This is a genomic window from Streptomyces sp. NPDC051136 (genome assembly GCF_044455745.1).
In the GTDB taxonomy this organism is placed as follows: Bacteria; Actinomycetota; Actinomycetes; order Streptomycetales; family Streptomycetaceae; genus Streptomyces.
The window spans coordinates 188,450-214,359 of record NZ_JBITFE010000012.1 but is presented as its reverse complement, the minus strand read 5'-3'; the positions used below and the strand labels follow the sequence as shown (position 1 = coordinate 214,359).

Annotated in this window: 23 protein-coding genes; 6 read left to right on the top strand and 17 right to left on the bottom strand. The window is 73.8% G+C overall.

The features are described 5' to 3' along the window. Positions 1-17 precede the first annotated feature (17 nt). A complete protein-coding gene (locus ACIBCJ_RS31130; RefSeq protein ID WP_365980588.1) occupies positions 18-2,492 on the bottom strand; it encodes an alpha-L-arabinofuranosidase C-terminal domain-containing protein in 2,475 nt (824 codons plus the stop codon). Positions 2,493-2,648: 156 nt separating this feature from the next. Here ACIBCJ_RS31130 and ACIBCJ_RS31125 point away from each other — a divergent pair, with 156 nt between their 5' ends. After that, positions 2,649-3,101: a DUF6314 family protein gene (locus ACIBCJ_RS31125; RefSeq protein ID WP_365980589.1), complete on the top strand. Its 453-nt coding sequence runs from the start codon at positions 2,649-2,651 to the stop codon at positions 3,099-3,101. Here ACIBCJ_RS31125 and ACIBCJ_RS31120 read toward each other — a convergent pair. Next, a complete protein-coding gene (locus tag ACIBCJ_RS31120) occupies positions 3,064-3,684 on the bottom strand; it encodes a histidine phosphatase family protein (RefSeq protein WP_365980590.1) in 621 nt (206 codons plus the stop codon). The genes ACIBCJ_RS31125 and ACIBCJ_RS31120 overlap by 38 nt on opposite strands. A gap of 120 nt (positions 3,685-3,804) precedes the next feature. Next, on the bottom strand, positions 3,805-5,244 hold the full coding sequence (locus ACIBCJ_RS31115; RefSeq protein WP_365980591.1) for a PLP-dependent aminotransferase family protein: 1,440 nt from the start codon (positions 5,242-5,244) through the stop codon (positions 3,805-3,807). Here ACIBCJ_RS31115 and ACIBCJ_RS31110 point away from each other — a divergent pair. Beyond that, complete coding sequence (locus ACIBCJ_RS31110; protein WP_365980592.1) at positions 5,243-6,169, top strand: DMT family transporter; 927 nt, start codon at positions 5,243-5,245, stop codon at positions 6,167-6,169. The two genes, ACIBCJ_RS31115 and ACIBCJ_RS31110, sit on opposite strands and share 2 nt — an antisense overlap. Positions 6,170-6,205: 36 nt before the next feature. Further along, positions 6,206-6,400, top strand: coding sequence for a DUF1918 domain-containing protein (locus tag ACIBCJ_RS31105; protein ID WP_365980593.1), 195 nt, complete (start codon positions 6,206-6,208; stop codon positions 6,398-6,400). Between the two features lie 22 nt (positions 6,401-6,422). Here the strand turns inward: ACIBCJ_RS31105 and ACIBCJ_RS31100 are convergent, their stop codons facing one another. Continuing rightward, on the bottom strand, positions 6,423-7,667 hold the full coding sequence (locus ACIBCJ_RS31100) for a family 10 glycosylhydrolase (RefSeq protein WP_362511073.1): 1,245 nt from the start codon (positions 7,665-7,667) through the stop codon (positions 6,423-6,425). Between the two features lie 176 nt (positions 7,668-7,843). On the opposite strand from ACIBCJ_RS31100, the gene ACIBCJ_RS31095 reads away from it, so the two are divergent. Further along, positions 7,844-8,716 carry a 3-hydroxybutyryl-CoA dehydrogenase gene (locus tag ACIBCJ_RS31095; RefSeq protein ID WP_362097267.1) on the top strand — a complete coding sequence of 291 codons (873 nt, stop codon included), beginning with the start codon at positions 7,844-7,846 and terminating at the stop codon, positions 8,714-8,716. Here ACIBCJ_RS31095 and ACIBCJ_RS31090 read toward each other — a convergent pair whose 3' ends face one another. The 9 genes from ACIBCJ_RS31090 to infC form a co-directional block, all read right to left on the bottom strand. Continuing rightward, entirely contained in the window at positions 8,717-9,277 is a 561-nt protein-coding gene (locus tag ACIBCJ_RS31090; protein WP_365980594.1) for an NUDIX domain-containing protein, read from the bottom strand. Between the two features lie 143 nt (positions 9,278-9,420). Next, positions 9,421-10,761 carry a transcriptional regulator gene (locus ACIBCJ_RS31085; RefSeq protein WP_362097273.1) on the bottom strand — a complete coding sequence of 447 codons (1,341 nt, stop codon included), beginning with the start codon at positions 10,759-10,761 and terminating at the stop codon, positions 9,421-9,423. 349 nt (positions 10,762-11,110) lie between these two features. Next, a complete protein-coding gene (pheT, locus tag ACIBCJ_RS31080) occupies positions 11,111-13,624 on the bottom strand; it encodes a phenylalanine--tRNA ligase subunit beta (RefSeq protein ID WP_365980595.1) in 2,514 nt (837 codons plus the stop codon). Further along, complete coding sequence (gene pheS, locus ACIBCJ_RS31075; RefSeq protein WP_365980596.1) at positions 13,624-14,745, bottom strand: phenylalanine--tRNA ligase subunit alpha; 1,122 nt, start codon at positions 14,743-14,745, stop codon at positions 13,624-13,626. The genes pheT and pheS overlap by 1 nt, the downstream gene beginning before the upstream one ends. Before the next feature lie 170 nt (positions 14,746-14,915). Further along, positions 14,916-16,055: an ATP-binding protein gene (locus ACIBCJ_RS31070; RefSeq protein ID WP_365980597.1), complete on the bottom strand. Its 1,140-nt coding sequence runs from the start codon at positions 16,053-16,055 to the stop codon at positions 14,916-14,918. A 49-nt stretch (positions 16,056-16,104) separates the two neighbouring features. Further along, positions 16,105-16,953, bottom strand: coding sequence for an RNA methyltransferase (locus ACIBCJ_RS31065; RefSeq protein WP_362097428.1), 849 nt, complete (start codon positions 16,951-16,953; stop codon positions 16,105-16,107). 228 nt (positions 16,954-17,181) lie between these two features. Then, a complete protein-coding gene (rplT, locus tag ACIBCJ_RS31060; protein ID WP_004002577.1) occupies positions 17,182-17,565 on the bottom strand; it encodes a 50S ribosomal protein L20 in 384 nt (127 codons plus the stop codon). 97 nt (positions 17,566-17,662) lie between these two features. Beyond that, the gene (gene rpmI, locus ACIBCJ_RS31055) at positions 17,663-17,857 is read right to left on the bottom strand and encodes a 50S ribosomal protein L35 (protein ID WP_003977225.1); all 195 of its coding nucleotides are present in this window, start codon (positions 17,855-17,857) and stop codon (positions 17,663-17,665) included. Between the two features lie 113 nt (positions 17,858-17,970). Beyond that, positions 17,971-18,639, bottom strand: coding sequence for a translation initiation factor IF-3 (infC, locus tag ACIBCJ_RS31050; protein ID WP_362097430.1), 669 nt, complete (start codon positions 18,637-18,639; stop codon positions 17,971-17,973). Between the two features lie 385 nt (positions 18,640-19,024). On the opposite strand from infC, the gene ACIBCJ_RS31045 reads away from it, so the two are divergent. Beyond that, positions 19,025-19,390 carry a DUF1844 domain-containing protein gene (locus ACIBCJ_RS31045; RefSeq protein WP_030399193.1) on the top strand — a complete coding sequence of 122 codons (366 nt, stop codon included), beginning with the start codon at positions 19,025-19,027 and terminating at the stop codon, positions 19,388-19,390. Between the two features lie 39 nt (positions 19,391-19,429). On the opposite strand, the gene ACIBCJ_RS31040 is transcribed toward ACIBCJ_RS31045, so the two are convergent. The 3 genes from ACIBCJ_RS31040 to ACIBCJ_RS31030 all read right to left on the bottom strand — a co-directional run bounded on the left by ACIBCJ_RS31040 (position 19,430) and on the right by ACIBCJ_RS31030 (position 23,051). Next, complete coding sequence (locus ACIBCJ_RS31040) at positions 19,430-20,161, bottom strand: SseB family protein (protein WP_362097288.1); 732 nt, start codon at positions 20,159-20,161, stop codon at positions 19,430-19,432. Positions 20,162-20,442: 281 nt separating this feature from the next. Continuing rightward, positions 20,443-21,624, bottom strand: coding sequence for a type VII secretion-associated serine protease mycosin (mycP, locus tag ACIBCJ_RS31035; protein ID WP_365980599.1), 1,182 nt, complete (start codon positions 21,622-21,624; stop codon positions 20,443-20,445). Then, the gene (locus ACIBCJ_RS31030) at positions 21,621-23,051 is read right to left on the bottom strand and encodes a hypothetical protein (protein WP_365980600.1); all 1,431 of its coding nucleotides are present in this window, start codon (positions 23,049-23,051) and stop codon (positions 21,621-21,623) included. Before ACIBCJ_RS31030 ends, mycP begins: the two co-directional genes overlap by 4 nt. A 599-nt stretch (positions 23,052-23,650) precedes the next feature. On the opposite strand from ACIBCJ_RS31030, the gene ACIBCJ_RS31025 reads away from it, so the two are divergent. Further along, on the top strand, positions 23,651-24,859 hold the full coding sequence (locus ACIBCJ_RS31025) for an amino acid deaminase/aldolase (RefSeq protein ID WP_362511055.1): 1,209 nt from the start codon (positions 23,651-23,653) through the stop codon (positions 24,857-24,859). A gap of 14 nt (positions 24,860-24,873) precedes the next feature. Here the strand turns inward: ACIBCJ_RS31025 and ACIBCJ_RS31020 are convergent, their stop codons facing one another. Then, positions 24,874-25,899 carry a DUF2510 domain-containing protein gene (locus tag ACIBCJ_RS31020; protein ID WP_365980671.1) on the bottom strand — a complete coding sequence of 342 codons (1,026 nt, stop codon included), beginning with the start codon at positions 25,897-25,899 and terminating at the stop codon, positions 24,874-24,876. Between the last annotated feature and the right edge of the window lie 11 nt (positions 25,900-25,910).

Here is a 25,910-nt window from a genome sequence, read left to right as displayed (position 1 = left end):
CCGGTCCGGGGCGCGGACTACCGCTCGCGAAGCCAGAGGAACGTCACCGAGTTCGCCGGGAAGGTGTACGTGAACGCGCCCGCCGCCCCTGTGAAGGTCGAGGTCACCGGGGTCACCGGGGTGTCCGTCTCGGTGTTCACCGCGTCCTGGTCGGCGGCCAGGGTGGTGACGCGGGCCCTGGGGGCGACCTCGGCGCCGCCGAGGTCGACGGCGGTGCGGGCCGCGGTGTCCTGGGCGTTGACGACCTTGACGATCAGCTCGCCGGTGCGGTCTTCGCGGGTGACGATCTGGCGGAACGGCTCGGCCGGCTTGTCGTCGGTGAAGCTGCCCCACTCCTGGCCGTCGAGGTAGAGGGTGACCTGGCGGCCCCGGATCTTGACGTCGATGTCGTAGGCGCGGCCCGTCTCGATCGACCCGGCCTTGGACAGCAGCGTCGACTTGCCGCCGTCGGAGGTCTGCTCGACGGCGGACCGGGTGTTGTTCCAGCCGCCCAGGTTCCACCAGTAGTGGTTGCCGGTGTCCTTGACGCCGAAGGCGACGAGGAAGCCCTCTTCGCCGGCCTTCTTCGTGGCCTTCACGTGCAGGTCGTAGTCGTGCCAGGCCGGGTCGCCCGCGGTGACCATGGTGTTCTCGGCGGCCGTGTCGGACTGGAGGTACTGGCCGTCCTGGACGCTCCAGCTGCCGGTGCCCGAGTGGGTCCACCGCGAGGCGTCACCGGAGAAGTCGTCGGACAGGAGCGTCCCGCCGTCGGCCGAGGTGACCTTCACGTCGTCGTACGCCGCGCTGGTCGCCCAGGTCGACAGGCCGACGGCGCCGGTGACGGGGCCGCTGACGGCGGGGGTCGTGGTGGCCGTGGACGGGACGACGCGGTCCCCGGTGTTGGTCATGAACAGTTTCTGGACCTCGTAGTTGGCCGAACCCCAGGACGCGTGGTTGTTGAACCAGATCATGTCCGGGCTCCACTGCACGTAGTCCTCGTTGGCGAGCAGCGGGGCGTAGGAGGCCAGCTTGACGACGTCGGCGTTGCGTTCCAGGCCGGTCATGAACGCGGCCTCGGCGAGGGCGTTGCGCCAGGCGTTGCCCTGGGAGGCGTACTCGCCGAGGAAGACCCGGGGGCCGCTCCGGTCGTAGGAGTCGTAGCGGTCGTTGTTCTGGAGGAACCACTGCGGGCTGTTGTAGTAGTGCTCGTCGACCATCGCCACGTCCGCGTCGCGGTTGAGCCGCCAGGCGGTGTCGAAGACGGCGCCGGAGTCGTCCGGACCGGAGTTGGAGACGACGGTGATCTCCGGGTACCGCTCCTCGACGGCGGTGCGGAACTGCCGGAAGCGCGCGAAGAACTCCTCGGGGAGGTTCTCCTCGTTGCCGACCTCCAGGTGGGTGAGGCGGAAGGGCTCCGGATGGCCCATCTCGGCGCGCTTGCGGCCCCACTCGCTGGTGCGGGGGCCGTTGGCGAACTCGATCAGGTCCAGGGTGTCCTGGATGTGCCGCTGGAGCAGGGCGTCGTCGTCGACGGCCTTGTTCTGTCCGCAGCCGGTCACCAGGGCGGGGACGACGGGCAGCGGCATGGCGCCGATGTCCTCGGCGAAGCGGAAGTACTCGTAGTAGCCGAGGCCGTAGCTCTGGTTGTAGCCCCAGAAGTTGGCGTTGGTGGCGCGCTCCTCGACCGGGCCGACCGTGTCCTTCCACTGGTAGCTGCGCTTGCGCTGCCAGCCGGATTCCGCGCTGTAGTCCGCCATGGAGCCGGTGTTGACCAGGCATCCGCCGGGGAAGCGCAGGAAGCCGGGGTGGAGCGCCTCGATCTTCTCGGCGAGGTCCTTGCGCAGGCCGCCCGGCTGGTTCCGGTAGGTCTCGCGGGGGAAGAGCGACACCATGTCGAGGGCGGCGGGTGCCGTGGTGGCGACGGCGAGACGGCCGCGGCTGCTGGTGCGGGTCGCGGTGAGGGTGGCGGTGTACTTGCGCCACTTCCCCTTCGCCGCCACCTCGCGGACTTTCGCGAGGGAGCCGGCCGCGTCCCCGAGCGTGACGGCGAGGGTGGTGCCGCTCTCGGCGCGGGCCCAGACCGAGAAGTCGTACTTCTTCCCCTTCTCGACCCGGATACCGGTGTTGTAGCCCGTGTTGGTGACGGTGGCACCGGCGGCCAGCGAGAGGTAGGCGCGGTTGCTGGCGTTCAGCCGGCCCTCGTCGTCGAGCACCTCGGCCGTGCCGTCGGCCGTCCAGGCGGTGAGCGGGGTGTACGAGCCGTGGTCGGCGGTGGAGTACTCGAAGGACCGGTTCTGCACGAGTTCGGCGTACAGGCCGCCGTCGGCGGCGCGGTTGATGTCCTCGTAGAAGACGCCGTACATGGTGTCGTCGATCGCGGCGCCCCGGGCGGACGGGTCGACGGTGATCGTGTAGTCGGCCACGGCCTGGGCGTGCGCAGGGGACGGCAGCAGGGCCGAGGCCGTCAGGAGGGCGGTGACGGCGAGACCGAGTTTCCAGCGGGTGCGTGACATGGATGCTCCGCGGCTCGAATGAATCGTTCGGACCGTTCAGATCGTTCGATATATCGGACGTTGGTCAGCACTTCGAACGGCAAGATAGGGAGGGGGATCAAGCGCGTCAATGGGTCGCGCGGCAACCAGGGGGCCGGAGCGGGAAAGCGAGTGGAAATGGGCGAGTTGTGGCCGGTGCCCGACGTACTGGCGTACCTCGCGGGGCGCTGGCGCACCGAGCGGTCGGTGCGGGATCTGGCGAACGGGATGGAGGGACGGTTCGAGGGGAGCACGTCCTTCGACGCCCTCGACGACGGCGGGCTGATCAGCCGGGAGACGGGAGTCTTCACCTGGCAGGGGGTGAGCCGGCCCGCCGAGCGGACTCTGCGGTACCTGCCGGGGAGCCGGCCGGGCCGCGCGGACGTGCGTTTCGCGGACGGCCGCCCCTTCCACGGCCTGGACCTGACCTCGGGGCACCATGTGGCCGACCACCCCTGCGCCGCCGACCTCTACCGCGGCGAGTTCACCGTCCGGGGCGCGGACCGCTGGCGGACGGTCTGGCGGGTGGGCGGCCCGGCCAAGGACCTGCTGCTCACAACGGATTACCTTCGCGAAACGCCGGATGCCTGACGCCGCCGTCCGGCGCCCCCTCGAAGCGCAGGCTCCAGCGACCCGCGCGACCCGTCACCGTCACCGTGGACAACGGGCGGACGTCGAGTTTCCAGTAGGTCGCCGGCGGCGCGTTCAGCGCGTAGACCAGCGCGGCCCGGATCACCGAGGGCTCGGCCACGGCGACGATGCGGTCGCCGTCCTCACCGGGCCGGGTGTCGAGCCAGCCGCCGACCCGGGTGATGAAGGCCAGCAGCGACTCCCCGCCGTGCGGGGCCGACCGGGGATCGGCGAGCCAGGCGTCGACGGCAGCCGGCTCGCGGGCCATGGCCTCACCGAGCGTCAGACCGCGCCAGCGCCCCATGTCGCAGTCACGCAGGGCCAGTTGGAGCAGCGGGGCGCAGCCGAGGGCGTCGCCGGTGGCGCGGCTGCGGGGTGTGGGCGAGCAGTAGCGCAGCTCGGCCGCCGCGAGCGGCAGCAGATCGCCCGCCGCGCGCAGCACCTCGCCCCATCCGGCCTGGTCGAGCGGCCGGTCGTCGTCGAAGCGCTCCGCGAGCAGCGGTGAGCTGCGCGCGGCCGCTACGAACGTGACCCGAAGCGCCATGCCGTGATGGTGAGGCGGGGAGGCGACCAGGTCAAGAGGTGTTACCTGTGGTCACCCAGGGTGCTCACGGCTCACCGGCCGAAGGCGCGCCGAGGCACCGGCCTGGCGACGCGCCCGTGGTCAGCCTCCCCGCACCTCCAGCCAGGCGCCGCGCAGGCGGCGCACACCTTCCGCGATCTCCCCGGTGTTCGCGACCGCGGCGAAGCTCAGCCGGACGTGGGCAGCCGGGGGCTCGGCGCTGAAGTACGGGCGGCCCGGGGTGATCGCGACGCCGGCCCGCAGGGCGGCCGAGGTCAGGGCCCGCTCGTCCGCGCCCTCCGGCAGGCGCGGCCAGAGGTGGTAGCCGCCGGAGGGGATGTGGGCCAGGGAGATCTCGGGAAGCTGCCGCTTCAGGGCGGAGGTCATGGCGTCCCGGCGTGCCTTCAACTCGGCCGAGACGGCGCGCAGGTGCCGCGGCCAGGCGGGCGAGCCGACGAGTTCGAGTGCCGCCTCCTGGAGCGGGCGGGGCACGAAGAAGGTGTCGACGACCTGGATGGCCCGCAGCCGCTCCAGGACCGGCCCGCGCGCGGCCAGCGCGCTCACCCGGAAGCTGGGCGAGGTCGCCTTGGTCAGCGAGCCGACGTGGACGACGACGCCGTCCGGGTCGTCGGCGGCGAGCGGGGCGGGCAGCGGCCCCGCGTCCTCGTGCACGAGCCGGCGCACGAAGTCGTCCTCCACGACGAAGGCACCGGCCGCCCGTGCGATGCGCAGCACCTCACCGCGCCGCTCGGGGGCGAGGACGGCGCCGGTCGGGTTCTGGAACAGCGGCTGGCAGACGAAGACGCGGGCGCCGGTGGCCCGGAAGGCGTCGGCGAGCAGGGCCGGCCGCACACCGTCGGCGTCGACGGGGACCGGCACCGGACGCAGTCCGGCCGCCCGCGCGATGGCCAGCATCCCGGGATAGGTCGGGGATTCGACGAGGACCGGGGTGCCGGGCGGGGCGAGCGCGCGCAGGGCGGTGGTCAGCGCGGACTGACCGCCCGCGGTGATCAGCACCTCGGCCGCCGTGACGGCCCCGCCGATGCCGCGGGCGAACCACTCGCGCAGCTCCGGCAGCCCTTCCATCGGCGGGCGTCCCCACGCACCCGGCCGCCGGCCGGCCCGGGCGAGGGCCGCCGCCATGGCACGCTCCGGCTGCAGCGACGGGTGCAGGTAGCCGCCGTTGAACTCGACGACACCGGGCGGCGGGGCGTCCAGCGAGACCAGCACCCCGGAGGCGTCCACCGAGCGCGGTACGAGGTCGGCGGCGCCGTCGGCGCTGAGCGTGACCTCCTGCCAGGAGGTGTCACCGGCGGGCGCGGCCGAGGGACGCGGCCGGGCCCGGAAGGCGCCGGCGCCGGGCCGGGTGACGACCAGCCCCTCGGCGGCCAGCTGGGCCAGGGCGCGGGAGACCGTCACCGGGCTCACCCGGAACCGGTCGACGAGGGCACGGCTGGACGGGAGCTTTCCTCCGGGTGAGTAGCGGTCGAGCTCCCGCCGCAACACGGTCACCAGGTCAGCGACGCTGCTACGCTCTTGCATGAGAGCACAGAGTAGCGCTACTGCGCCGTCCCGGATAGCAGTCGACGCGGCGAGCACGGGGACCGGCGGCACCTCCTCCGGCACCGCGCAGGCCGCCCTCGGTGTCATCGCCTTCTCCCTCACCTTCCCCGCCACCGCCTGGGGTCTGGAGGGCTTCGGTCCCTGGTCCCTGATCGCCGTGCGCAGCATCCTCGCCGCCGCGGTCGCCGGTACCTGTCTGCTGGTGCTGCGGGTGGCACCGCCGGAGGGCCGACACTGGTTCGGCCTCGCGGTGGTCGGCGCCGGGGTGGTGCTGGGCTTCCCGCTGCTGACCACGCTCGCGCTCCGGACGTCGACCACCGCGCACGCCGCCGTCGTGGTCGGCCTGCTGCCGCTGACCACCGCGCTGCTGTCCGCCCTGCGCGTCGGCACCCGGCCCTCCCGTACCTTCTGGATCGCGGCCCTGGCGGGTGCGGCGGCCGTCATCGCCTTCACGGTGCAGCAGAGCGGCGGCGCGCTGACCTCGGCCGACGCCTATCTCTTCGCGGCGCTGCTGGTGTGCGCGGCCGGCTACACGGAGGGTGGGCGCCTCGCCCGGGTGATGCCGGGCTGGCAGGTGATCGGCTGGGCGCTGGCGCTGTGCCTGCCGGTGACGGTGCCGATGGCGGCGGTGGCGCTGTCGTACGAGCCGGTGCACTGGACGGCGCACGGCGTGACCGGGCTGCTGTGGGTGGCGATCGGTTCGCAGTTCCTCGGCCTGGTCGTCTGGTACCGGGGCATGGCGGCGATCGGCATACCGAAGGCGAGCCAGTTGCAGCTGGCCCAGCCGCTGCTCACACTGGTGTGGTCGGTACTTCTCCTGGGCGAGCACCTGACGGTGGCCGCTCCGCTGACGGCCGCGGCCGTCCTGGTATGCATCGCGGTCACCCAGCGGGCCCGGGGTTAGGCCTGACCGGCGGCACACGGTGAGGAGGCCTCACGGATGCACGCAATCACAGGCGACCAGCTGGTCCAGCACGGCCGGGTGGTCGGCGAGCACGACAAGGTCGCGGAGATCGTCGAGGTGATGGGCCGCGACGGCGCTCCCCCGTACCGGGTCCGGTTCGAGGACGGCCACGAGGCCGTGTGCTCGCCCGGCCCCGACGCGGAGATCCGGCACGGGGAAATCCAGCTCTAGCGCCGCCGTCCGGGGACGTGGTTCAGCGCGGGGCGGTGGCCGGCACCGCGTAGTGGTCGGTCGCCAGCCGCGTCATCGCGCCCCCGGAGTCCTCGGCGACGTCCTTCGCGGAGAAGTAGACGTGCCCGCGGACCTCGGGGTACCGCGCGGCCAGCGTGAGGTGACGGGACAGCTCGGCCGTGTCCTGCCAGGCCGCGGGCTGGGCCGGGTCCCCCGACTTGTACAGCGCCTCGCCCACGTACAGCCGGGTGCGGCTGCCCTTCGCCACCTCGGCCCACCACGGCAGCAGCTTCGCGTAGTCGGCGCCGTCCCTGCCGATGTGCCAGTACAGCTGCGGCACGACGTAGTCGATCCAGCCCTCGCGCACCCAGGTGCGGGTGTCCGCGTACAGGTCGTCGTACGTCTGCACGCCCGCGCGGGTGTCCGAGCCGCGTTCGTCGGTGGCCGCGTTGCGCCAGACGCCGAACGGGCTGATGCCGAAGCGGGCCGCCGGCCGGACCTCCTTGACCCGCTGCGCCGTCTCGCGCACCAGCCGGTCGATGTTGTCCCGCCGCCAGTCGGCCTTCGTGGCGAAGCCGGTGCCGAAGGTGCTGAAGGCCCCGCCGTCGTCGAAGCTCTGGCCCGCCACCGGATAGGGGTAGAAGTAGTCGTCGAAGTGGACCCCGTCCACCGCGTACTTCTCCACGGCGTCCATCATCGCGTCCTGCACGAAGGCCCGGACCTCGGGCAGTCCCGGGTTGTAGTAGAGCTGCCCGCCGTAGGGCACCACCCACCCGGGGTTCTTGCGCGCCGGGTGGGAGGAGACGAGGTGGGACGGGTCGTCGTGGGTGGCCACCCGGTACGGGTTGAACCAGGCGTGCAGTTGCAGGCCGCGCGCGTGGGCCTCCCGCACCGCCGTACCCAGCGGGTCCCAGCCCGGGTCGCGGCCCTGGCTGCCGGACAGGTACTGCGACCACGGTTCGTACGCCGAGGGCCACAGCGCGTCGGCCGCCGGCCGCACCTGGAAGAAGACCGTGTTGAGGCGGTGCCGGACCGCGTTGTCGAGGTGCTCGATCAGCTCCGCGCGCTGCTCGGCGGCGCGCAGCCCCGCCCGGGTGGGCCAGTCGCGGTTGGCCACGGTGGCCAGCCACATCCCCCGCATTCCGGCGGCGGCGCGGTCCGAGGAGGCCGGCCGCGCGGGCTCCAGGGCCGCCGCCGACGCCGCGGGCGCGGCCGTGAACGCCGACAACGCCGCCACCGTGAAGGCACGGCGCGAGACACCGCCCATGGACAGACCTCCTGAACGCTGCGGATCCGCATGGTCACGGATCGTGTACGGGGCCTCAGCATGCCCGACCCGGAAGACGGATCCGTGACCATTCGGAGGTAACGTGCTCGATCGGAGCAGGCGACGGGGACCCCGTGCCGCCTGCTGCCAGCCGTGGAGTCAGCGAAAGGGACGATGTGACCGGCATCTCGGGAGATATCGCACGTGTCGGCGTGGTGGGCTGCGGCCAGATGGGGGCGGGCATCGCCGAGGTGTGCGCCCGCTCGGGCCTGGAGGTGATGGTCGCCGAGACCACCGGCGAGGCTCTGGAGATCGGCCGTACCCGGCTGTACAACTCGCTGGCCAAGGCCGCCGAGCGCGGCAAGACGACCGAGGAGGAGCGGGACGCGACGCAGGCGCGCCTCAGCTTCACCACGGACCTCGGCGAGTTCGCCGACCGTGATCTGGTGATCGAGGCCGTCGTCGAGAACGAGCAGGTCAAGACCGAGATCTTCCAGGTACTCGACCAGGTCGTGACCCGGCCGGACGCGATCCTGGCCTCCAACACCTCCTCGATCCCGCTGGTGAAGCTGGCGGTCGCCACCTCGCGGCCCGACCACGTGATCGGCATCCACTTCTTCAACCCGGCCCCGGTGCAGCAGCTCGTCGAGCTGATCCCGGCGCTCACCACCTCCGAGGGCACGCTCAGCCGGGCCCAGCTGTTCACCGAGAAGGTGCTGGGCAAGCACGCGATCCGGGCCCAGGACCGCTCCGGGTTCGTGGTCAACGCGCTGCTGATCCCCTACCTGCTCTCCGCGATCCGGATGTTCGAGTCGGGCATCGCCAGCCGCGAGGACATCGACAACGGCATGGAGATGGGCTGCGCCCACCCGATGGGCCCGCTGAAGCTGGCCGACCTGATCGGCCTGGACACGGTCGCCTCGGTGGCGTACTCGATGTACGAGGAGTACAAGGAGCCGCTGTACGCCGCTCCCCCGCTGCTCCAGCGCATGGTCGACGCGGGCCGCCTCGGCCGCAAGAGCGGCTCGGGCTTCTACGCCTACGGCTGATCACGCGCGTCGGCGGGCGGGCGGGGTGTCCTGCCCGAGCCTGAGGTGGTGCAGCAGGAGCAGCGCGGCCGCCATGGTGGCGGCCGGGACCTCCCCGCGGGCGACCAGGTCGGGGACGAGCTTGAGGGGCACCCATTCCCGCCGCTCCGACTCGAAGTCGTCCACGGGGTGCCCCACCCAGGTGCCCTCGTCGGCCCAGTAGACGTGGTGCCGGGCGTCGGTGAGCCCGTTGGACGGTTCCGCGCTCATCAGGTGGTGCAGCGGGCCGGGCCGCCAGCCGGTCTCCTCCTCCAGCTCCCGCGCCGCCGCGGCCGCGACGTCCTCGCCGTCCTCGACGACCCCGGCCGCCAGTTCCCAGCCCCAGCTGTCGGTGATGAAACGGTGCCGCCACAGCAGCAGGACCTCGGCCGCCTCGTTCACGACGGTGGCCACGGCCACGGGGCGCATCCGTATCAGGAAGTGGTCGAGATGCCGGGCGTCCGGCAGCTCCACGTCGGCGAGGTTCACGCTGAACCAGCGATTCGAGTACACATTCTGTTCGCTCTGTTTCGTCCACTGCACGGTTCTGCCACCTTTCTTCGAGTAGGTGGCAATATCGCAGCAGCGGCGTCCCGGCAGCAGGCGTACGGGGGCCGCTCAGGGCGCAGGGGTGGGGGCGCAGGGTCGTCGGGGGCGGGCGCAGGGTCATCGGGGGCGTGGTCCGTCTACAGCGGTACGCGCAGTGCCCCGTCGATGAGTTCGGCGGCCTCGGCCGTGCCCGCGCAACCACTGCTCACCAGGTGCTCGCGCACCGCGCGCAGCCGGTCGCGCAGCCGCTGGGACTCCATCCCCCGGGCCTGTTCGGCCATCCGTACGGCCGTCGCCACCGCCTTGTCCACGTCGCCCTGCCGCAGTGCGATCGTGCTGAGCATGGCGAGCCGGTGCACGCGTCCCCGGTCGTGCGCGGGGGTGTCGACGGCCGCCGCCGCGTGCTCCCCGGCCGCGGCGATGTCACCGAGGCTCAGCAGCGCCTCTGCCACCTGGACGTTGACCAGTCCGGGCTGCACGTAGCCGGTCTCGTCGGGCTCGTACCCGCGCCGGATGCGCTCGGCGGCCTGCTCGGCCCGGCGGATGCAGGCCAGGGCGCTGCTGCCGTCGCCGAGGTGCGCGTACGCCTTCGCCTGCATCGCGTACAGGTCGGAGGCGAGCGCCGGGGTGATGTGCCGGCCCGCTGCGCGCAGCGCGGCCTCGGCGAACGCGACGGCCTGCCGGTACTCCCTGGTGAACAGCGCCTGGTTGACCAGCAGCGCGATGACGTAGGCGCCGAGGCCCCGGTCGCCGCTGGCCTTGGCCAGCCGGAGCGCCTGGTGGAAGTAGCGCTGCGCGAGCCCGTGCGCGTCCGAGTCGTACGCGCAGATCCCGGCCACCGCCACCAGGCCCCCGGTGGCACGGTGCAGCTGCCGCCCGGTGGCGTCGGTGTAGCTGCCGCGCAGCAGGGGCGCGGCCTCGGAGTTGAGGAAGCCGACGATGCGGGCGCGGGTCGCGATGCCGCCGGCCTTGCGGTACATCTGCTCGTAGTGCGTGCGGGCGCAGCGCACCATCTCCAGGTCGGCCGCGGTGACCCGGTGCCGGCCCCCGCGGGAGACGTCCGTGTCCTCGGGCGGGTTCTCCCACTCCCACACCGGCAGCACGGCGGGCGTGCCGGTGAGAGCCGGGGCGCCCAGCAGGTGCGGGCGCTGCTGCTGGTCGGAACGCCACAGCGCCGTCGCGCGCTCCACGAACCCGGAGAGCGAGCCGGTGTGCGCGGCGGCGGCTTCGCCGGGCACGCCGAGACCGACGTCGTCGAGGGTGACGGGGCGGTGCAGCCGGGAGGCGAGGACCTCGCAGATCAGGTCGGGCACCTGACCGCGCGGCCGCTGCCCCTTCAACCACCGTGCGACAGCGGTGTGTTCGTACCTCAGTGCGAGCCCGCGCGTCCGTCCCGCCTGATTGACGTGCGCGGCCAGTCCCGCGTGCGAGATCCCGGCCTCGTCGAGGATCGCGTCGAGCAGGGTGTTGGGCTGCATGGTGCCCCCCGGTGGATCGGTGCCGACAGCGTAGTGCGTCGGCCCGCACACGGGGTGCGAACGGAGTACGCGCACCCGCAGCGTGCGCGCGCTGTCGCGGAGAGTCCCGGGCCGGTTGACTGAGGGGCCTCGAAAGAGGCCGGCCGGGCCGCCGGCTCCCCCTCGTACAGTGCGGCGGCCCGTATCCACGCCGTCCGCCCGGCTGCCTGCCCGACACTCCGTGGCGGGGCGGACGGCTCGCCGGCTCCGCCGGGTACGGAGGGGGCGCGGGGAGCTGCGCGACCGGCCGTCGACTGCCCGCAGCCGCCGACCGGCAGAAGCCCCACGCCCCTCGGGCGAACCCGAACCGCTAACTGCGCAGCACCGCTCCGACCCGCTCGCCCGCGAGAGCGACCGCCGCGTCGCGGGCGGCCGACGCCTCGTCGACCGTCAGCGTCCGGTCCCCCGCACGGAAGCGCAGCGCGTACGCGAGGGACTTGCGCCCCTCACCGAGCTGCTCCGCGTTGTCGTACACGTCGAACAGCCGGATGGACTCCAGCAGTTCACCCGCGCCCTCGCGCAGCGCCGCCTCGACGTCCGCCGCCGGGACGAACGCGTCGACGACCAGGGCGACGTCCTGCGTGGCGACCGGGAAGCCGGAGATCCTCGGCGCCTGCGGGGTGTCGTCGCCGACCCGTGCCACGGCGTCGAGGTCCAGCTCCATGGCGCAGGTGCGCGCGGGCAGACCCAGCGTCTTCAGGACCCGCGGGTGCAGCTCGCCCGCGTGCCCGACGACGCGCTCCTCGCCGTCGACGGCGACCGTCAGCTCGGCGCAGCGGCCCGGGTGCCAGGGACCGTACTGGCCCTTGCGGACGCCCAGTTCGGCACCGGCCTCGCGGGCGACGGTACGGGCGGCCTCGACCGCGTCGGCCCAGTCGGCCGGACGGCCCTTGCCCCACCAGCCGGCCTGCTCACGGGCCCCGGTCAGCACCACGGCGACGTGCCGGGGCTGGTCGGGCAGCGCGGCGTCCAGCGCGGCGAGGTCGTCCTGGCTGGGGCGCCGGTCGACGGGCAGGTTCGCGGCGACCCGCTGCCCGCCCCGCGGGTGGAAGACCAGGCCGGTCTCGAACAGGGCCAGGTCGTGCGCGCCCCGGCCGTCGTTGCGCCGCAGCGCGCCGAGCAGGCCCGGCAGCAGCGAGGTCCGCAGTGCGGGCTCCTCGTCGCTGAGCGGGTTGACCAGCTTGACGACACGGCGGGCCGGGTCGTCGGCGTCCAGTCCGAGCTGGTCGAAGACCTGCTCGCCGACGAAGGGGTAGTTCAGCGCCTCGACGTACCCGGCGCCGGCCAGCGCACGCCCGACGCGGCGGTGCAGCCGCTGGCGGGCGGTCAGGCCGCGGCCCGCCGGGGGCCGGGGCAGCGTGGAGGGCAGGTTCTCGTAGCCCTCCAGCCGGATGACCTCCTCGGCCAGGTCGTTCGGGTCGGTGAGGTCGGGCCGCCACGACGGCACGGTGACGATCAGCTCGTCCTGGCCGTAGACGTCGCAGCCCACCTCCTGCAGGCGGCGTACGACGGTCTCGCGGCCGTACGCCACACCGGCGACCCGGTCCGGGTGGTCGGCCGCCACGGTGATCGTGTGCGGCACGGGCGGGGCGCTGATCTCGGTGACGCCGGCCTCCGCGGTGCCGCCCGCGAGCAGCACGAGGAGGTCGACGGTGCGCTGTGCGGCGGCGGCCGCGGCCTGCGGGTCGACGCCGCGCTCGAAGCGGCGGGACGCCTCGGAGGACAGCTTGTGCCGGCGGGCGGTGCGCGCGATGGCCACCTGGTCGAAGTGGGCGGCCTCGATGACCACGTCGCTCGTGGCCTTCTCGGCGTCGCCGTGGTCGGCGATCTCCGTGTTCGCACCGCCCATGACGCCGGCGAGGCCGATCGGGCCGCGCTCGTCGGTGATGACCAGGTCCTCGGCGTGCAGCTTCCGCTCGGTGCCGTCGAGGGTGACGATCTTCTCGCCCTCCTGGGCCCGGCGCACGCCGATGGTGCCCTGGACCAGGGAGCGGTCGTAGGCGTGCAGCGGCTGGCCCAGCTCCATCATCACGTAGTTGGTGACGTCGACGGCGAGCGAGATCGGCCGCATGCCGACCTTCTGGAGCCGGCGCTGGAGCCAGATCGGGGAGCGTGCCTCGGCGCTCAGGCCGGTCACCGTGCGGGCGGTGAAACGGTCGCAGCCCGACGGGTCGGCGATCTTCACCGGGTAGCCGTAGGCGTTCGGCGCGGGCACGTCGAGCAGGGCCGGGTCGCGCAGCGGCAGGCCGTAGGCGATGGCGGCCTCGCGGGCGACGCCGCGGATGGACAGGCAGTCGCCGCGGTTGGCGGTGACGGCGATGTCCAGCACCTCGTCGACCAGTTCCAGCAGCTCGATCGCGTCCTTGCCGACCTCGGTCTCCGGCGGCAGCACGATGATGCCGTGCGTGCCGTCGTCGCCCATGCCCAGCTCGTCGCTGGAGCAGATCATGCCGTGCGACGTCTTGCCGTACGTCTTGCGGGCGCTGATCGAGAAGCCGCCGGGCAGGGTGGCGCCGGGGAGGACCACGACGACCTTGTCGCCCACGGCGAAGTTCCGGGCGCCGCAGACGATCTCCTGGGGCTCGCCGGTGCCGTTGGCCTGCCCGACGTTCACCGTGCAGAAGCGGATCGGCTTCTTGAAGCCCTCCAGCTCCTCGATGGTCAGCACCTGGCCGACGACGAGGGGGCCCTTGAGGTCGGCGCCCAGGTGCTCGACGGTCTCGACCTCGAGGCCGGCCGAAATCAGCTTGGCCTGCACGTCGCGGCCGGTCTCGGTGGCCGGCAGGTCGACGTACTCCCGCAGCCAGGAAAGCGGGACCCGCATCAGATCTCCATCCCGAACGGCCGGGTGAACCGGACGTCACCCTCGACCATGTCTCGCATGTCCTCGACGTTGTGGCGGAACATCAGCATCCGCTCGATACCGAACCCGAAGGCGAAGCCGCTGTACTTCTCCGGGTCGATGCCGCAGGCGGTGAGCACCCGCGGGTTGACCATGCCGCAGCCGCCCAGCTCGATCCAGCCTTCGCTGGAGCAGGTGCGGCAGGGCCGGTCGGGGTTGCCGACGGACACGCCCTTGCAGACGTAGCAGAGCATGTCCATCTCGGCGGACGGCTCGGTGAAGGGGAAGAAGTTCGGCCGCAGCCGGGTCTTCATCTCCGCGCCGAACAGCGACTGGACCATGTGGTCCAGGGTGCCCTTGAGGTCCGCCATCGTCAGGCCCTCGTCGACGGCGAGCAGCTCGACCTGGTGGAAGACGGGGGTGTGCGTGGCGTCCAGCTCGTCGGTGCGGTACACGCGGCCGGGGCAGATCACGTACACCGGCAGCTCGCGGTCGAGCGCGGAGCGGATCTGCACGGGCGAGGTGTGGGTGCGCAGCACGACGCCGGACTCGGAGCCGCCCTCGGGGGCCTGGACGAAGAAGGTGTCGGCCTCGCCGCGGGCCGGGTGGTCCGGGCCGATGTTCAGGGCGTCGAAGTTGAACCACTCGGCCTCGGCCTCGGGGCCCTCGGCCACCTCGTAGCCCATGGCGACGAAGATGTCCTCGATGCGCTCGGAGAGCGTGGTGAGCGGGTGGCGGGCGCCGGCCGGTACGCGGTCGTAGGGCAGCGTGACGTCCACGGCCTCCTCGACCAGGACGCGCGCGTCGCGCTCGGCCTCCAGCTCCTCCTGGCGGGCGGCCAGCGCCTTGTTCACGGCGCCGCGGGCCATGCCGACGCGCTTGCCGGCCTCGGCCTTGGCCTGCGGGGGCAGGGCGCCGATCTCGCGGTTGGCCAGCGCCAGCGGGGAGGTGCCGCCGGTGTGGGCGACCTTGGCCTCCTGGAGCGCGTCGAGGGAGCCCGCGGCGGCGAAGGCGGCGAGCGCCTCGTCCCGCATGCGCTCGATCTCTTCCGGTTTCAACGCCTCGACCTCGACAGGGTCGTACGACTTATTCGGTGCCGACATCTCTTCCCGTGCTTCCGGTTGGCTGGCTGGGACGCCCCGTCTACGGTCCTCAGACAGCGTGGGGACGCTTCGTCTGCGGATCTGGACGCAAAGGTGCCAAAGACCGAGTCTAACGGGGCTGTGGAACGCTGATTACGCCCGTGGGGTCCGTCGGCCGTCTCAGGTGCTCGTCAGCTGAGGTACGCCGGTGCCGCCACGGGCAACGTAAATCGGAACTCGGCGCCGCCGCCGGGGGCGCGGCCGACCGTGATGGTGCCGCCGTGGGCCTCGACGATGCCCTTGACGATGTACAGCCCGAGGCCGGTGCCACCGCGCTTGCTGCCCCGCCAGAAGCGGGTGAAGACGCGGTTCATGGATTCCTCCGGGATGCCCGCCCCCTCGTCGCTCACCGTGACCGACGTGCCGGTGCCCTCCCCTTCACGGGGGGACGCCGTGGGCGTGACGTCAATGGTGACGGTTCCCTCGCCGTGCCGCACGGCATTTTCCAGCAGGTTGCTCAGCACCTGGTCGATCTTGTCGGGATCGGCCCACAGGTCGGGCAGCGGATGGGCGAGGCGGAGCAGGAACCGGTCGGCCTCCTGGCCGGAGGCGACGTACGCCTGGATGTGCCGGCCGACGGCGGCGCCGATGTCGACGGGCTGGCGGCGCACCTCGAGGCGGCCCGAGTCGATCCGGGAGATGTCGAGCAGCTCGGCGATGAGCCGGGTGACGCGGTCGGCGTCGGCGTCGACGGTCTCCAGCATCAGCCTCTTCTGGTCGTCGGTGAACCTCTCCCACTTGGCCAGCAGGGTCGCCGTGAAGCCCTTCACCGAGGTGAGCGGGGAGCGCAGTTCGTGGGCGACGGTGGCGATCAGCTCGGCGTGGCTGCGCTCGGTGCGGCGGCGGGCCTCGGTGTCGCGCAGGGTGACGACGACGCGGTGGACGGGGCCGAGGCGCTCGGTGCGCACGTAGCGGGCGGTGACCAGGACCTCCCGCCCGCCGGGGAGCAGCAGGTTGCGCTCGGGCTGGCGGACCCGGATGGCGAGGCCGCCGTAGGGGTCGGTGAGCTGCCACCAGCGGCGGCCCTCCAGGTCCTCCAGGGGCAGCGCGCTCTCCAGCGGCTGTCCGAGGGCCTCGGCGGCGGGGGTGGCGGTGATGCGGGCGGCGGCCGCGTTGAAGCAGACGACGCGCCCGTGCCGGTCCGCGACGACCAGGCCGTCGGGCAGCTGGTCCGGGTCGACGCCGAGGTCGGCGGGGTCCGCCGGGGTGCGGGGCGCGGGCGGGCGCGGCGCTCCCCGTGCGCCCGGTGCGCTGCTCGTGCCGACGCTCATCCCCGTACCCCACCTCTCAACCGCGCAGGGGCCTGAGCCGGTCACCCTACTAGCTCTCGGTGACGGAGCGGCACCCTCCGGCGGCACGCTGTGCACGCGCCGACGCGTAGAGACATACGGCGGCGGCGGTCGCGAGGTTCAGGCTCTCCGCCTTTCCGTGGATCGGGACGCGCAGGACGGCGTCGGTGAGGGCGCGGGTCTCCTCCGGCAGTCCCCAGGCCTCGTTGCCGAACACCCAGGCCGTGGGCCCGCCCATGGTGCCGGCGTCCAGCTCGGCGTCCAGGTCGTGCTCGCCCGCTCCGTCGGCGGCCAGCACCCGCACGCCTGCCTCTCGCAGCCCGGCGACGGCACGCTCCACGGGGACGCCGACGGCGACCGGCAGGTGGAACAGGGAGCCGACGGAGGCACGGACGGCCTTGGGGTTGTACAGGTCGACGGAGGCGTCGGTGAGCACGACCGCCTCGGCGCCGGCGGCGTCGGCGCAGCGCAGCACGGTGCCCGCGTTGCCGGGGTCCCGGACGTGCGCGAGCACGGCGACGAGCTTGGGCCGGGCGGCGAGGATCTCGTCGAACGGGGTGTCCAGGAACCGGCAGACCCCGACCAGTCCCTGCGGGGTGACGGTGGTGGAGATGTCCTCGATCACCGCCTCGGCGGCGAGGTGCACCCGCGCGCCCGCCTCACGGGCGGCCCCGACGATGTCGGCGTACCGCTCCGCGGCCTCGACGGTCGCGAACAGCTCGACCAGTGTCTCCCCGTACTCCGCGGCCTCCCGCACGGCCTGCGGCCCCTCGGCCAGGAACAGCCGCTCCTTCCCCCGGAAGTTCCGCTTGCCGAGCCGCCGCGCGGCGGCGACCCGGGGGGAACGGGGGGAGATCAGCTCGGGGGCGGCGGGCGCCATGAGTTCCATCACCTTCACAATCGTCTCGACGCAGGGTGCGGCTCGCGCGCCGCAAGGAGCAACGCCCCAGGGGCGCGGGGCCGCATCTATGTGCGGCTCCGCCGCGTGGGCGCGACCAGCCACGACGAGGCCGCAGCCGGAAACGGACAGCACCGGGCGGCAACCAAAGGGACCCGCAGGCTCGAAGCCTGCGGGTCCCTTCGACAACCGGCTAGAGCCAGCGCAGCGTCACGCCGCCTTCGGCGCGTTCACGTCGCTCGGCAGCGCCTTCTGCGCAACCTCGACCAGCGCCGCGAAGGCACCGGCGTCGTTGACGGCCAGCTCGGCGAGGATCTTGCGGTCGACCTCGACGTTGGCGGCCTTCAGGCCCTGGATGAAGCGGTTGTACGTGATGCCGTTGGCGCGGGCAGCGGCGTTGATGCGCTGGATCCACAGCTGACGGAAGTCGCCCTTGCGCTTCTTGCGGTCGTTGTAGTTGTAGACCAGCGAGTGGGTGACCTGCTCCTTGGCCTTGCGGTACAGGCGCGAACGCTGACCGCGGTAGCCGGAGGCCTGCTCGAGGATCGCCCGGCGCTTCTTGTGGGCGTTGACTGCCCGCTTGACGCGTGCCACTTGTTAACTCCTTGTAGCGGGGCCGCGGTGATCCTCACGCGGCCCGGTATCGATTGGGTCCCGGTCCTGCCGTACGGCGCTCAGCGGCGCCCGTACGTCACTTGCCGAGAAGCTTCTTGATCTTCGCGGCGTCGCCCGGGGCCATCTCGGCGTTGCCGGTGAGGCGACGCGTCACGCGGGACGACTTGTGCTCGAGCAGGTGGCGCTTGCCGGCGCGCTCACGGAGCACCTTGCCGGAGCCGGTGATCTTGAAGCGCTTGCTGGCACCGCTGTGCGACTTGTTCTTCGGCATAGCGCCGTACTCTCCTCGTCGGTGGCGCTCCGGTGCCCGGTCGCGAAACCGGGCACGGTGTGGAGCGTCGCTCTTGTATCGGTTGTGTCCTGGGGACTGGCGGCCCCCCGGGGTCACGCTTCGGCGGTTGCCTCGGCCGGGGCCTCGGCTTCCGCGGCGTCGGCCTCCGTGAGGTCGGCCTCCGCGGCGTTCTGCGACTTGCCGGGGTTCGCCTTCGCGTCCGCCTTGCGCGCTTCCTGCGCCTGACGGGCCTCGGCCATCGCCTCGGTCTTCTTCTTGTGCGGACCGAGGACCATGATCATGTTCCGGCCGTCCTGCTTCGGGTTCGACTCCACGAAGCCGAGGTCCTGGACGTCCTCCGCGAGACGCTGCAGCAGTCGGTAGCCGAGCTCCGGCCGGGACTGCTCGCGACCACGGAACATGATCGTGATCTTGACCTTGTCGCCCTGCTTGAGGAACCGGACGACGTGACCCTTCTTGGTGTCATAGTCGTGCGGGTCGATCTTCGGCCGGAGCTTCATCTCCTTGATGACCGTGTGCGCCTGGTTCTTGCGCGCCTCACGGGCCTTCATGGCCGACTCGTACTTGAACTTCCCGTAGTCCATGAGCTTGCACACGGGCGGACGGGCGTTCGCCGCGACCTCGACGAGATCGAGGTCGTACTCCTGCGCAAGCTCCAGGGCCTTGGCAAGCGGGACAATCCCGACCTGCTCGCCGCTGGGACCGACAAGTCGCACCTCGGGAACGCGAATCCGGTCGTTGATGCGGGGCTCGGCGCTGATGGATCCTCCTCGGTAGCACCACGCGACGGTCTGGCGGACAGCCGCGTAACGTCTGTGTTCGATAGACCTAACCGCGCCGGCGCACGAAAAATGCCCCGGACGATCACAGGCGGGGCTCCTCGAACTGCTACCGGAGCACCGCCGCGATGACCGCGGGGCGCGATTTCGGGCTGGTCGCCGCCGCTGGGGCGGGACCGCCTGACCGGTGACCCGCCGTCCTGAGGACGGCCAGGTGGGAGTTCGAAAGCCTCCACTTGTGGGCCGGATCCGCTGCCGTGGGCGTACGTGTCCGACCGGTCGTTACACAAGGTTAGCAGCTCGGCGGGGGAAGGGCTAACCGAGTCCGAGTGGGGCGCGCTCCCCCGCTGCGCCTATCGTGTGCGGCATGAGTGAGACCCCTGCTGAATCCTCGGCGAATCCCGACTTCGACGCCATGGCCCGCGACATCGCCGAGGTCCCGGCGGTCGAGGTGATCGTGACGGTCGCCGTCAACCTGATGAGCGCCGCCGCCGTGAAGCTGGGCCTGACGGAGGAGGGCGAGGACCACAAGGACCTCGACGAGGCGCGCAAGCTGGTGCACGCGCTGGCCGGCCTGCTGGACGCGACGGCGACCGAGATCAGCTCGTTCCACGCGGCACCGCTGCGCGACGGTCTGAAGTCCCTCCAGCTGGCCTTCCGCGAGGCCTCGCTGGTCCCCGACGAGCCGGGCCAGGGTCCGGGCGAGAAGTACACCGGCGCGGTCTACGGCTGACCGCCGCCCGGGGCCGCGGGACAGCCCGCCGGCCCCGCACTAGCCCCGCACGTACAAGGGCTCGCCCGGAGGCGTCGCCCCGGCCGGCAGCAGTGCCAGGTCGAGGCCGCGCACCAGGCGGGCCCTCAGTGTGTCGTCGCCGGCCAGCCGCTCGGCGACCGCCCGGGCGGCCCGCGCCGCGTCGGCCTCCGGGTCCAGGACCAGGGCGAGCGTGCCGTCGGCCCGTCCCGGTCCGAGGTGCGCCCGGCGTACGGCGGGCTCCGCGGCCAGGGCGGCGCGCACGGCCGACGCCACGGCCGGGTCGGCCAGCGGGTCGGTGGTCGTCCGCCCCTCGGCCAGCGCCAGCAGCACCTGCCCCGTCACCTCGAACGGCACCGGACCCGCCAGGTCCAGTACGACGGTGTCGGCCTTCTCGTGCGCGGCGGCCTCCAGTGCCTGGTGCACGGCCACGGCGACGGGGCGGGCCTGCGGGTCCCAGCGGGCGAGCGACTCGGTGGACGTGAAGGCGGGCAGCGCGGTGCGGTCGCCGGCCTTCAGGGTCGGTACGGCCATGTCGCTGGTCTTCTCGCGGCGCAGCCCGTTCTCGTCCTCCTCCACCTCGCCGAGCACGGCGACCACGGGCACGAGCAGCCGGGCGCCCTTGAGCGCCTCGAGCACCGGGCCCACGGCGGCGCGGTCCTCGGCCCAGGCCGCGAGCGCGGCGCTCAGCCGGGGGTCGGCGGTGCCGTCGTCGTCGGAGAAGGCGGAGTCGGGGATGTTCTTGTTCGCCACGGTCCCGACCCTATCGGGGGGCGGGTACGGCGCTCCTCACCGGTCTCTCGGGGAACTCCGACCCGTTTCCGGCCTCCGCCCCACGGCCCGCACGGCATCCGCCTGAAGGCATCGCGCCGACCGGGGCGGCGGCACGGGCGGCGGTGGGCGTGTTCACGGACGGCCGGCCCCAGGGACCTTCCGGCCGGGGCCGCTCCGGCCCGGGGACCGCAGCCGGCCCGGGGACCGCAGCCTGCCCGGGGCGGCTCCCGCCGCACCCTGCCCGGGGGCGGCTCCCGCGGTCAGAAGTCGTCCGGGTGTTCGCGGCGGCCCCGCCACAGGACCACGGCGGCGACCACCAGGACGCCGCCCGCGCTGCCGGCCAGCGGGGCGGCCCAGGCCGAGGTGCCGTCGTCGGAGGCGGGGGTGTCCGGTCCGGAGCCGAAGTACTCCTCCCCGTACGCGGCCGACTCCAGGCCCTCGGGCTTCAGTTGCCCGGCCGCGTCGATGGCGGCGGCGGGGTCGACGAAGCCGAAGCCGCGGGAGTCGTCGCGGCCCTCGGCCGGGGCGTTGCGGGCGGTGTCCTCCAGGAGGCCCTTGACCTGAGCGGGGGTGAGGCCCGGGTGGGCGGCCTTCACCAGGGCGGCGGCCCCGGAGACGAAGGCGGAGGCGGCGCTGGTGCCCCAGCCCTCGTAGTAGCGGTGGTCGGGGTCGGCGATGATCACATCGACGCCGGGGGCGCTGACCGTGGCGTACCAGCGTCGGGTGGAGAACGCGGCGCGGGTGCCGTAGCGGTCGACGGCGGTCGCGGCGATCACGCCCGGATAGGCGGCCGGGTAGGAGACGTGGTCGCCCTTGTCACCGCCGTTGCCTGCCGAGGCGACGACGACCACGCCCTTCTTCAGCGCGTACTGGACGGCCTCGTCCTCCGCCGGTTCCGGGTGGGCGGAGGACGAGTCGTCGCCGAGGGAGAGGTTGATGATGTCGGCGCCGTGGTCGGCGGCCCAGCGGATGCCTTCGGCCAGGGCGTTGCCGCGGGTCTTGCGGGCCTTGGCGCGGGAGGGGTCGCCGTTCTCCAGGATGACGCGCACGGGCAGGATGCGGGCCTCGGGGGCGACGCCCATGACGCCCTCGGCGTTGCCGGCGCCGTGTCCGTGACCGGCGATGATCCCGGCCATGGCGGTTCCGTGCCGGGCCCAGGAGCGGTCGCCCTCCCCCGCACCGAAGCCGACCAGGTCCTTGCCGGTGAGGACGTTGCCGGCCAGGTCGGGGTGGTCGGCCTCGACGCCGGTGTCCAGGACGGCGACGGTGACGCCGGCGCCCTTGGTGGTGCGCCACACCTCCTGGGTGTGCAGGGCGTCCAGGGCCCACTGCTGGGCGCGGATGCCGTCGGCCTGCGCGGCGGACGGCGGGACGAGGGCGAGGGCGGCGGCGAGGAAGAGGGTCAGGGCCCCTGTCCTGCGGCGGATGACTGCGGGGGTCACGAGGGCTGCTCCGTGGGTGCGCCGACGTGCTTGCGCAGGGCGCGTTCGACGCGGTCGGCGAGGCCCTGCGCCTCGTGGCCGAGCCCGGCCTGGGCGGGGGCCGACGCGGCACCGGACTCGGTGGCCTCCTCGGCCGGTTCGGGTTCGTCGACGGTGCGGCCGTCGGCCCAGCCGGACACGGCGTAGACGACGACGGGAGCGTCGGTGAGGACGGAGACGGTCCACGCGGCCCGCTGCGGCGCGCCGAAGTCCTCGGCGACGGTGTCCTTCACCGCGTACGGCAGTGGCATGAGGTCGGCCCGGCGGCCGAGGCCCTCCTTCTCGAAGCGGCCCGCCAGCGAGGTCATGGCGGCGGCGTCGGCCTCGGTGAAGAGCAGGCCGACGGTGGTGACGTGGCTCTGGGTGGCGTCGGTGTAGGTGGCGCGCAGCAGGCGCGCGCAGCCGACCGGGTCGAGCACCTTGGCGAGCAGCCGGTCGAAGGCGCCGGCGCAGTCGCCGTCGGGGGCGACGGCCACCCGTGTCCAGGTGCGGTCGGCTCCGCCGGGGCCGGCGCCCTTGCCCTGGACGGTGGGCGGGAACAGCTGGTCGACGGGCACGCTGTGCCACAGCTGGGCGGCCTCGGTGTACGCACTGCGCGCGCCGTCGTCCCCGGAGTCCCCGGCGAGCCAGCTGCCCGTGACGGCTCCGGTGAGCAGCCCCACCCCGAGCACGAGGCAGACCGCGGCGGCGAGGACCTGGGGGCGCGGGCGCCCACCGAGCCGGCGCGGCCGGGCCGGGCCGTCGTACCCCTCGGGCTCGCCGAAGGAGATCCGGGGGCGCGCGCCGGCCGGGGGCGCCGGGGCGCTCCAGGAGAACGCGGGGTCGGGTGCGGCCGGGGCCGGCCGGGGCGCGGCGGGTTGCGTCCGGGCCTCGGGTTCCCGTGCCGGCTTCTCTTCGGGGTCCGCCGGGACCGGGCGCAGGCGTGTGGTCGTCTCGGTCGGGGCCTCCGCGGGCGCGCCGGGACGGTGCAGCGGGGTCTTCGCCGGCCCACTGCCGCGCAGGGTGCCGCTGCCGTGCGGGGTGCCGCGGCCGGCGGTGGGGGCGATGTCGGGGAACCGGGCGGACGCGCGGGGCGGCGGGAGCGCCGGGTCGGCGGGCCGGGCAGCGTCGGGCCCGAGGCGCGGGTAGCGGCGCCGGGGGGCGGGGCGGCCGGAGTCCTCGTCCCGGTTCCCGTCCGGGGTGGCGGACCCGTCCGCGCGGCCGGCGCCGGTCGCGGTACGCCTCGGCGGGGTGTCCGCGCGGTCCGGGGCGGTGGCGGGCGGGGTGCCGGCGTGCCGTGGCGAAGCGGGGTGGCCGGCCTCCGGGTCGCCGCCGCGCTCCGCCGGCGCCTGCGCCGGGCGGGGCGGGACGCCGGGCCGGGGCGGGGTGCCCGGGCGCGGCGGCGTCACGGGGCGGGACGGGGCCGCCGGGAACGTCGGGTCGTCGAGGCCCGGCGCGGACTCCGCACGGGGCGCGGGCTCTTGGCGGAGCTGCTCCCCGGAGGGCGGCGCCTGCGGACGGGGTGGGGCCGGCGGGTGGGCCGGGGGCCGCGGGTGGGCCGAGGAGTGGGGGTGCGCCGAGGGGTGGGGGTGGACCGCAGGCTGGGAGGGGGCCGGGCTCTCGGCGTCGGACCGCGTCGTCCCGGGAGGGGCGGGGGTCTCGCGACGGGGCGGTGTCTGGGGGCGCGGGGGGAGGGAGGCGCGGCGCGCTTCCGTGCTCATGCACCCCCCGTTTCCTCGGGCCCGGGCCGTTGCTCCGACGCGGGCCGGTGTGGTGTCTCCTGCCCCGGCCCGGCGCGGAACCGATCCGTCCCGGGCACGCATACCCGCACGGGAGGGCCGCCATCCCGGCGCGGGGCGCGGGCCCTGGCCGCCGGGTTCGGGTCCGCCGTACGTGCGCGTCACTCTACGGCGTGACCCCGCGGGAGGGGGAACCAGTCCGCACGCCCGTGGCATTGGCCCGGATCGTCCCCCTACCCCGCGGTAATCCTGTCTGGCAGGCTGCGGACATGACTGCGCGCGCCGCCGACCGGGCCCGTTACGACCGGGCCACCGCCCATCTGGACGCCCCCGTGGCGATCGTGGACCTGGAGGCCTTCGACGCCAACGCGGACGACCTCGTCCGCCGCGCCGGCGGCAAGCCGATCCGGGTCGCCAGCAAGTCCGTACGCTGTCGCGCCCTGTTGGAACGGGTCCTGGCGAGGGACGGTTTCGCGGGCGTCATGTCGTTCACGCTGGCCGAGTCCCTGTGGCTGGCGCGTTCCGGTGTCGAGGACGTGCTGCTCGCCTATCCGTCGGCGGACCGCGCCGGGTACGCCGAGCTGACCGCCGACCCGAAGCTGGCCTCCGCGGTGACCGTGATGGTCGACGACCCGGCGCAGCTGGACCTGGTCGACGCGGCGCGCGAGAGCGGCGGCGGCCGGGAAGTCGTGCGGGTCTGCCTGGAGTTGGACACCTCGCTGAAGCTCTTCGGGGGGCGGGTGCGAGTCGGGGCCCGGCGCTCGCCGCTGCACTCCCCCGCCCAGGTCGCCGACCTGGCCCGCGCGGTGGCCCGCCGGCCCGGGTTCGAGGTCGTGGGCATCATGGCGTACGAGGGGCATGTGGCCGGCGTCGGGGACGCGGTCGCGGGACGGCCGCTGCGTTCGCGTGCCGTGCGGCTGATGCAGGCCGCCGCCCGCCGGGAGCTGGCCGAGCGGCGGGCCGAGGTGGTGCGGGCGGTCCGGGCCGTGGTGCCCGGCCTGGAGTTCGTCAACGGCGGTGGTACGGGCAGCGTGCAGCACACCGCCGCCGAGGACGCGGTCACGGAGATCGCCGCGGGGTCCGGGCTGTACGTGCCGCGGTTGTTCGACAACTACACGTCGTTCAGCGGCCGTCCGGCGGCGTTGTTCGCGCAGCCCGTCGTCCGGCGGCCGGGGGTGGGGTCCGTGACCGTGCTCGGCGGCGGCTATCCGGCCTCGGGCGCGGCCGGCGCCGACCGGCTGCCGGTGCCGTACCTGCCGGAAGGGCTGCGCTACGACCCCCAGGAGGGCGCCGGCGAGGTGCAGACGCCGCTGCTGGGCTCGCCCGCCGACGACCTGCTCATCGGCGACAAGGTGTGGTTCCGGCACGCCAAGGCCGGGGAGCTGTGCGAGCGGTTCGACGCGCTGCACCTGGTCGAGGGCGACGCGGTGACGGCGACGGTGCCGACGTACCGGGGCGAGGGACGCACCTTCTTGTGACGCCCCCGGCACGGTCACGGCGTCGGGCCGATGCCGCTGCCCACGCCGCCGCCGGTGTCCGCGTCGCCGATCGGCCGGATGCCCTTGGTGATGGTGTCCATGTCGGCCGGCGGCGGTCCGTCCTGGCCGGCGTCGAAGACGTAGCGGACGAGGACCGGGGACTCGGTGCCGACGGATGAGGGGAACACCATCGACTGCACGTAGCCGCCGGGCCCCTCGGCGGTCTTCACCCGCCACCGCACGTAGTACCCGGCGCGCCCGGCGACCGCGACGGGGCCGGAAGCCACCTCCTCGTGGGACTCGATGCCGCCGAAGGGCTTGTTGCCCACCAGGTCGCGGTCGTAGGCGTCGTCGGCCGCGTCCTCGATGTCCTGCCGCGCGAGGACCTTCGGTGAGGACTCGGCGTTCGCCGTGACGGTGCGGGAGACGACCAGGCCGTGCCGGCACACGCCGCCGCCGACGGGGCAGTCGTAGGTGCCGTCCGTGGTCATCACGACGTCGTCCTCGGCGACGTACTGGGGCCGGACCCAGCCGTCGGGCAGGGGGAACGTGACGCCGTTGAGCTGGTCCTCGACCACGGCCGGGTCGTCCGCGGGGGTCTCGGAGGCGGTCGGCGAGGGGGGCGGCGGGTCGGCCACCGGTGCCGGGTCGGAGGCGGTGGCCGTGACCGGCGTGGTCCGCGTCCGCGGGCTGCCGGCGTCGTCCTCGCCCAGGACGAACACGCCGGTGACGATCGCCCCGACCAGCACGGCCGCGGCGGCGGTCAGGGCGACGGCCCTCCCGCGTCCGCCGGTGGACGGCTCGCCCGGGACGCCGCCGGCGGGGGACGGCGCGGCCGGAGCCGGGCCGGACTGCGCCCGGTGGTACCCGGACGCCGGATGCCGCCCGTGCTCCGGCGCCGTGCCCGGGGTCCGGTCCACCGCCGGTCCGTAGCCGGTGGGTCCCGGAGCGCGCCGGTGTTCCGTCCAGGCAGCGCCGTCCCACCAGCGTTCCTGGTGGGGAGCCGTGGGGTCGCGGTACCAGCCGGGCGGCGGCGTCATGCTCATTGCGG

Excerpts from the sequence above, each read along its gene's own strand:
- pheT (WP_365980595.1), bottom strand. The coding sequence starts at position 13,624 with ATGCGGGTCCCGCTTTCCTGGCTGCGGGAGTACGTCGACCTGCCGGCC.
- ACIBCJ_RS31125 (WP_365980589.1), top strand. The coding sequence starts at position 2,649 with ATGGGCGAGTTGTGGCCGGTGCCCGACGTACTGGCGTACCTCGCGGGG.
- ACIBCJ_RS31020 (WP_365980671.1), bottom strand. The coding sequence starts at position 25,899 with ATGACGCCGCCGCCCGGCTGGTACCGCGACCCCACGGCTCCCCACCAG.
- ACIBCJ_RS31070 (WP_365980597.1), bottom strand. The coding sequence starts at position 16,055 with ATGAGCGTCGGCACGAGCAGCGCACCGGGCGCACGGGGAGCGCCGCGC.
- ACIBCJ_RS31045 (WP_030399193.1), top strand. The coding sequence starts at position 19,025 with ATGAGTGAGACCCCTGCTGAATCCTCGGCGAATCCCGACTTCGACGCC.
- ACIBCJ_RS31130 (WP_365980588.1), bottom strand. The coding sequence starts at position 2,492 with ATGTCACGCACCCGCTGGAAACTCGGTCTCGCCGTCACCGCCCTCCTG.
- ACIBCJ_RS31110 (WP_365980592.1), top strand. The coding sequence starts at position 5,243 with ATGAGAGCACAGAGTAGCGCTACTGCGCCGTCCCGGATAGCAGTCGAC.
- ACIBCJ_RS31120 (WP_365980590.1), bottom strand. The coding sequence starts at position 3,684 with ATGGCGCTTCGGGTCACGTTCGTAGCGGCCGCGCGCAGCTCACCGCTG.
- pheS (WP_365980596.1), bottom strand. The coding sequence starts at position 14,745 with ATGTCGGCACCGAATAAGTCGTACGACCCTGTCGAGGTCGAGGCGTTG.
- ACIBCJ_RS31105 (WP_365980593.1), top strand. The coding sequence starts at position 6,206 with ATGCACGCAATCACAGGCGACCAGCTGGTCCAGCACGGCCGGGTGGTC.
- ACIBCJ_RS31100 (WP_362511073.1), bottom strand. The coding sequence starts at position 7,667 with ATGGGCGGTGTCTCGCGCCGTGCCTTCACGGTGGCGGCGTTGTCGGCG.
- ACIBCJ_RS31025 (WP_362511055.1), top strand. The coding sequence starts at position 23,651 with ATGACTGCGCGCGCCGCCGACCGGGCCCGTTACGACCGGGCCACCGCC.
- ACIBCJ_RS31065 (WP_362097428.1), bottom strand. The coding sequence starts at position 16,953 with ATGGCGCCCGCCGCCCCCGAGCTGATCTCCCCCCGTTCCCCCCGGGTC.
- ACIBCJ_RS31085 (WP_362097273.1), bottom strand. The coding sequence starts at position 10,761 with ATGCAGCCCAACACCCTGCTCGACGCGATCCTCGACGAGGCCGGGATC.
- ACIBCJ_RS31115 (WP_365980591.1), bottom strand. The coding sequence starts at position 5,244 with ATGCAAGAGCGTAGCAGCGTCGCTGACCTGGTGACCGTGTTGCGGCGG.
- rpmI (WP_003977225.1), bottom strand. The coding sequence starts at position 17,857 with ATGCCGAAGAACAAGTCGCACAGCGGTGCCAGCAAGCGCTTCAAGATC.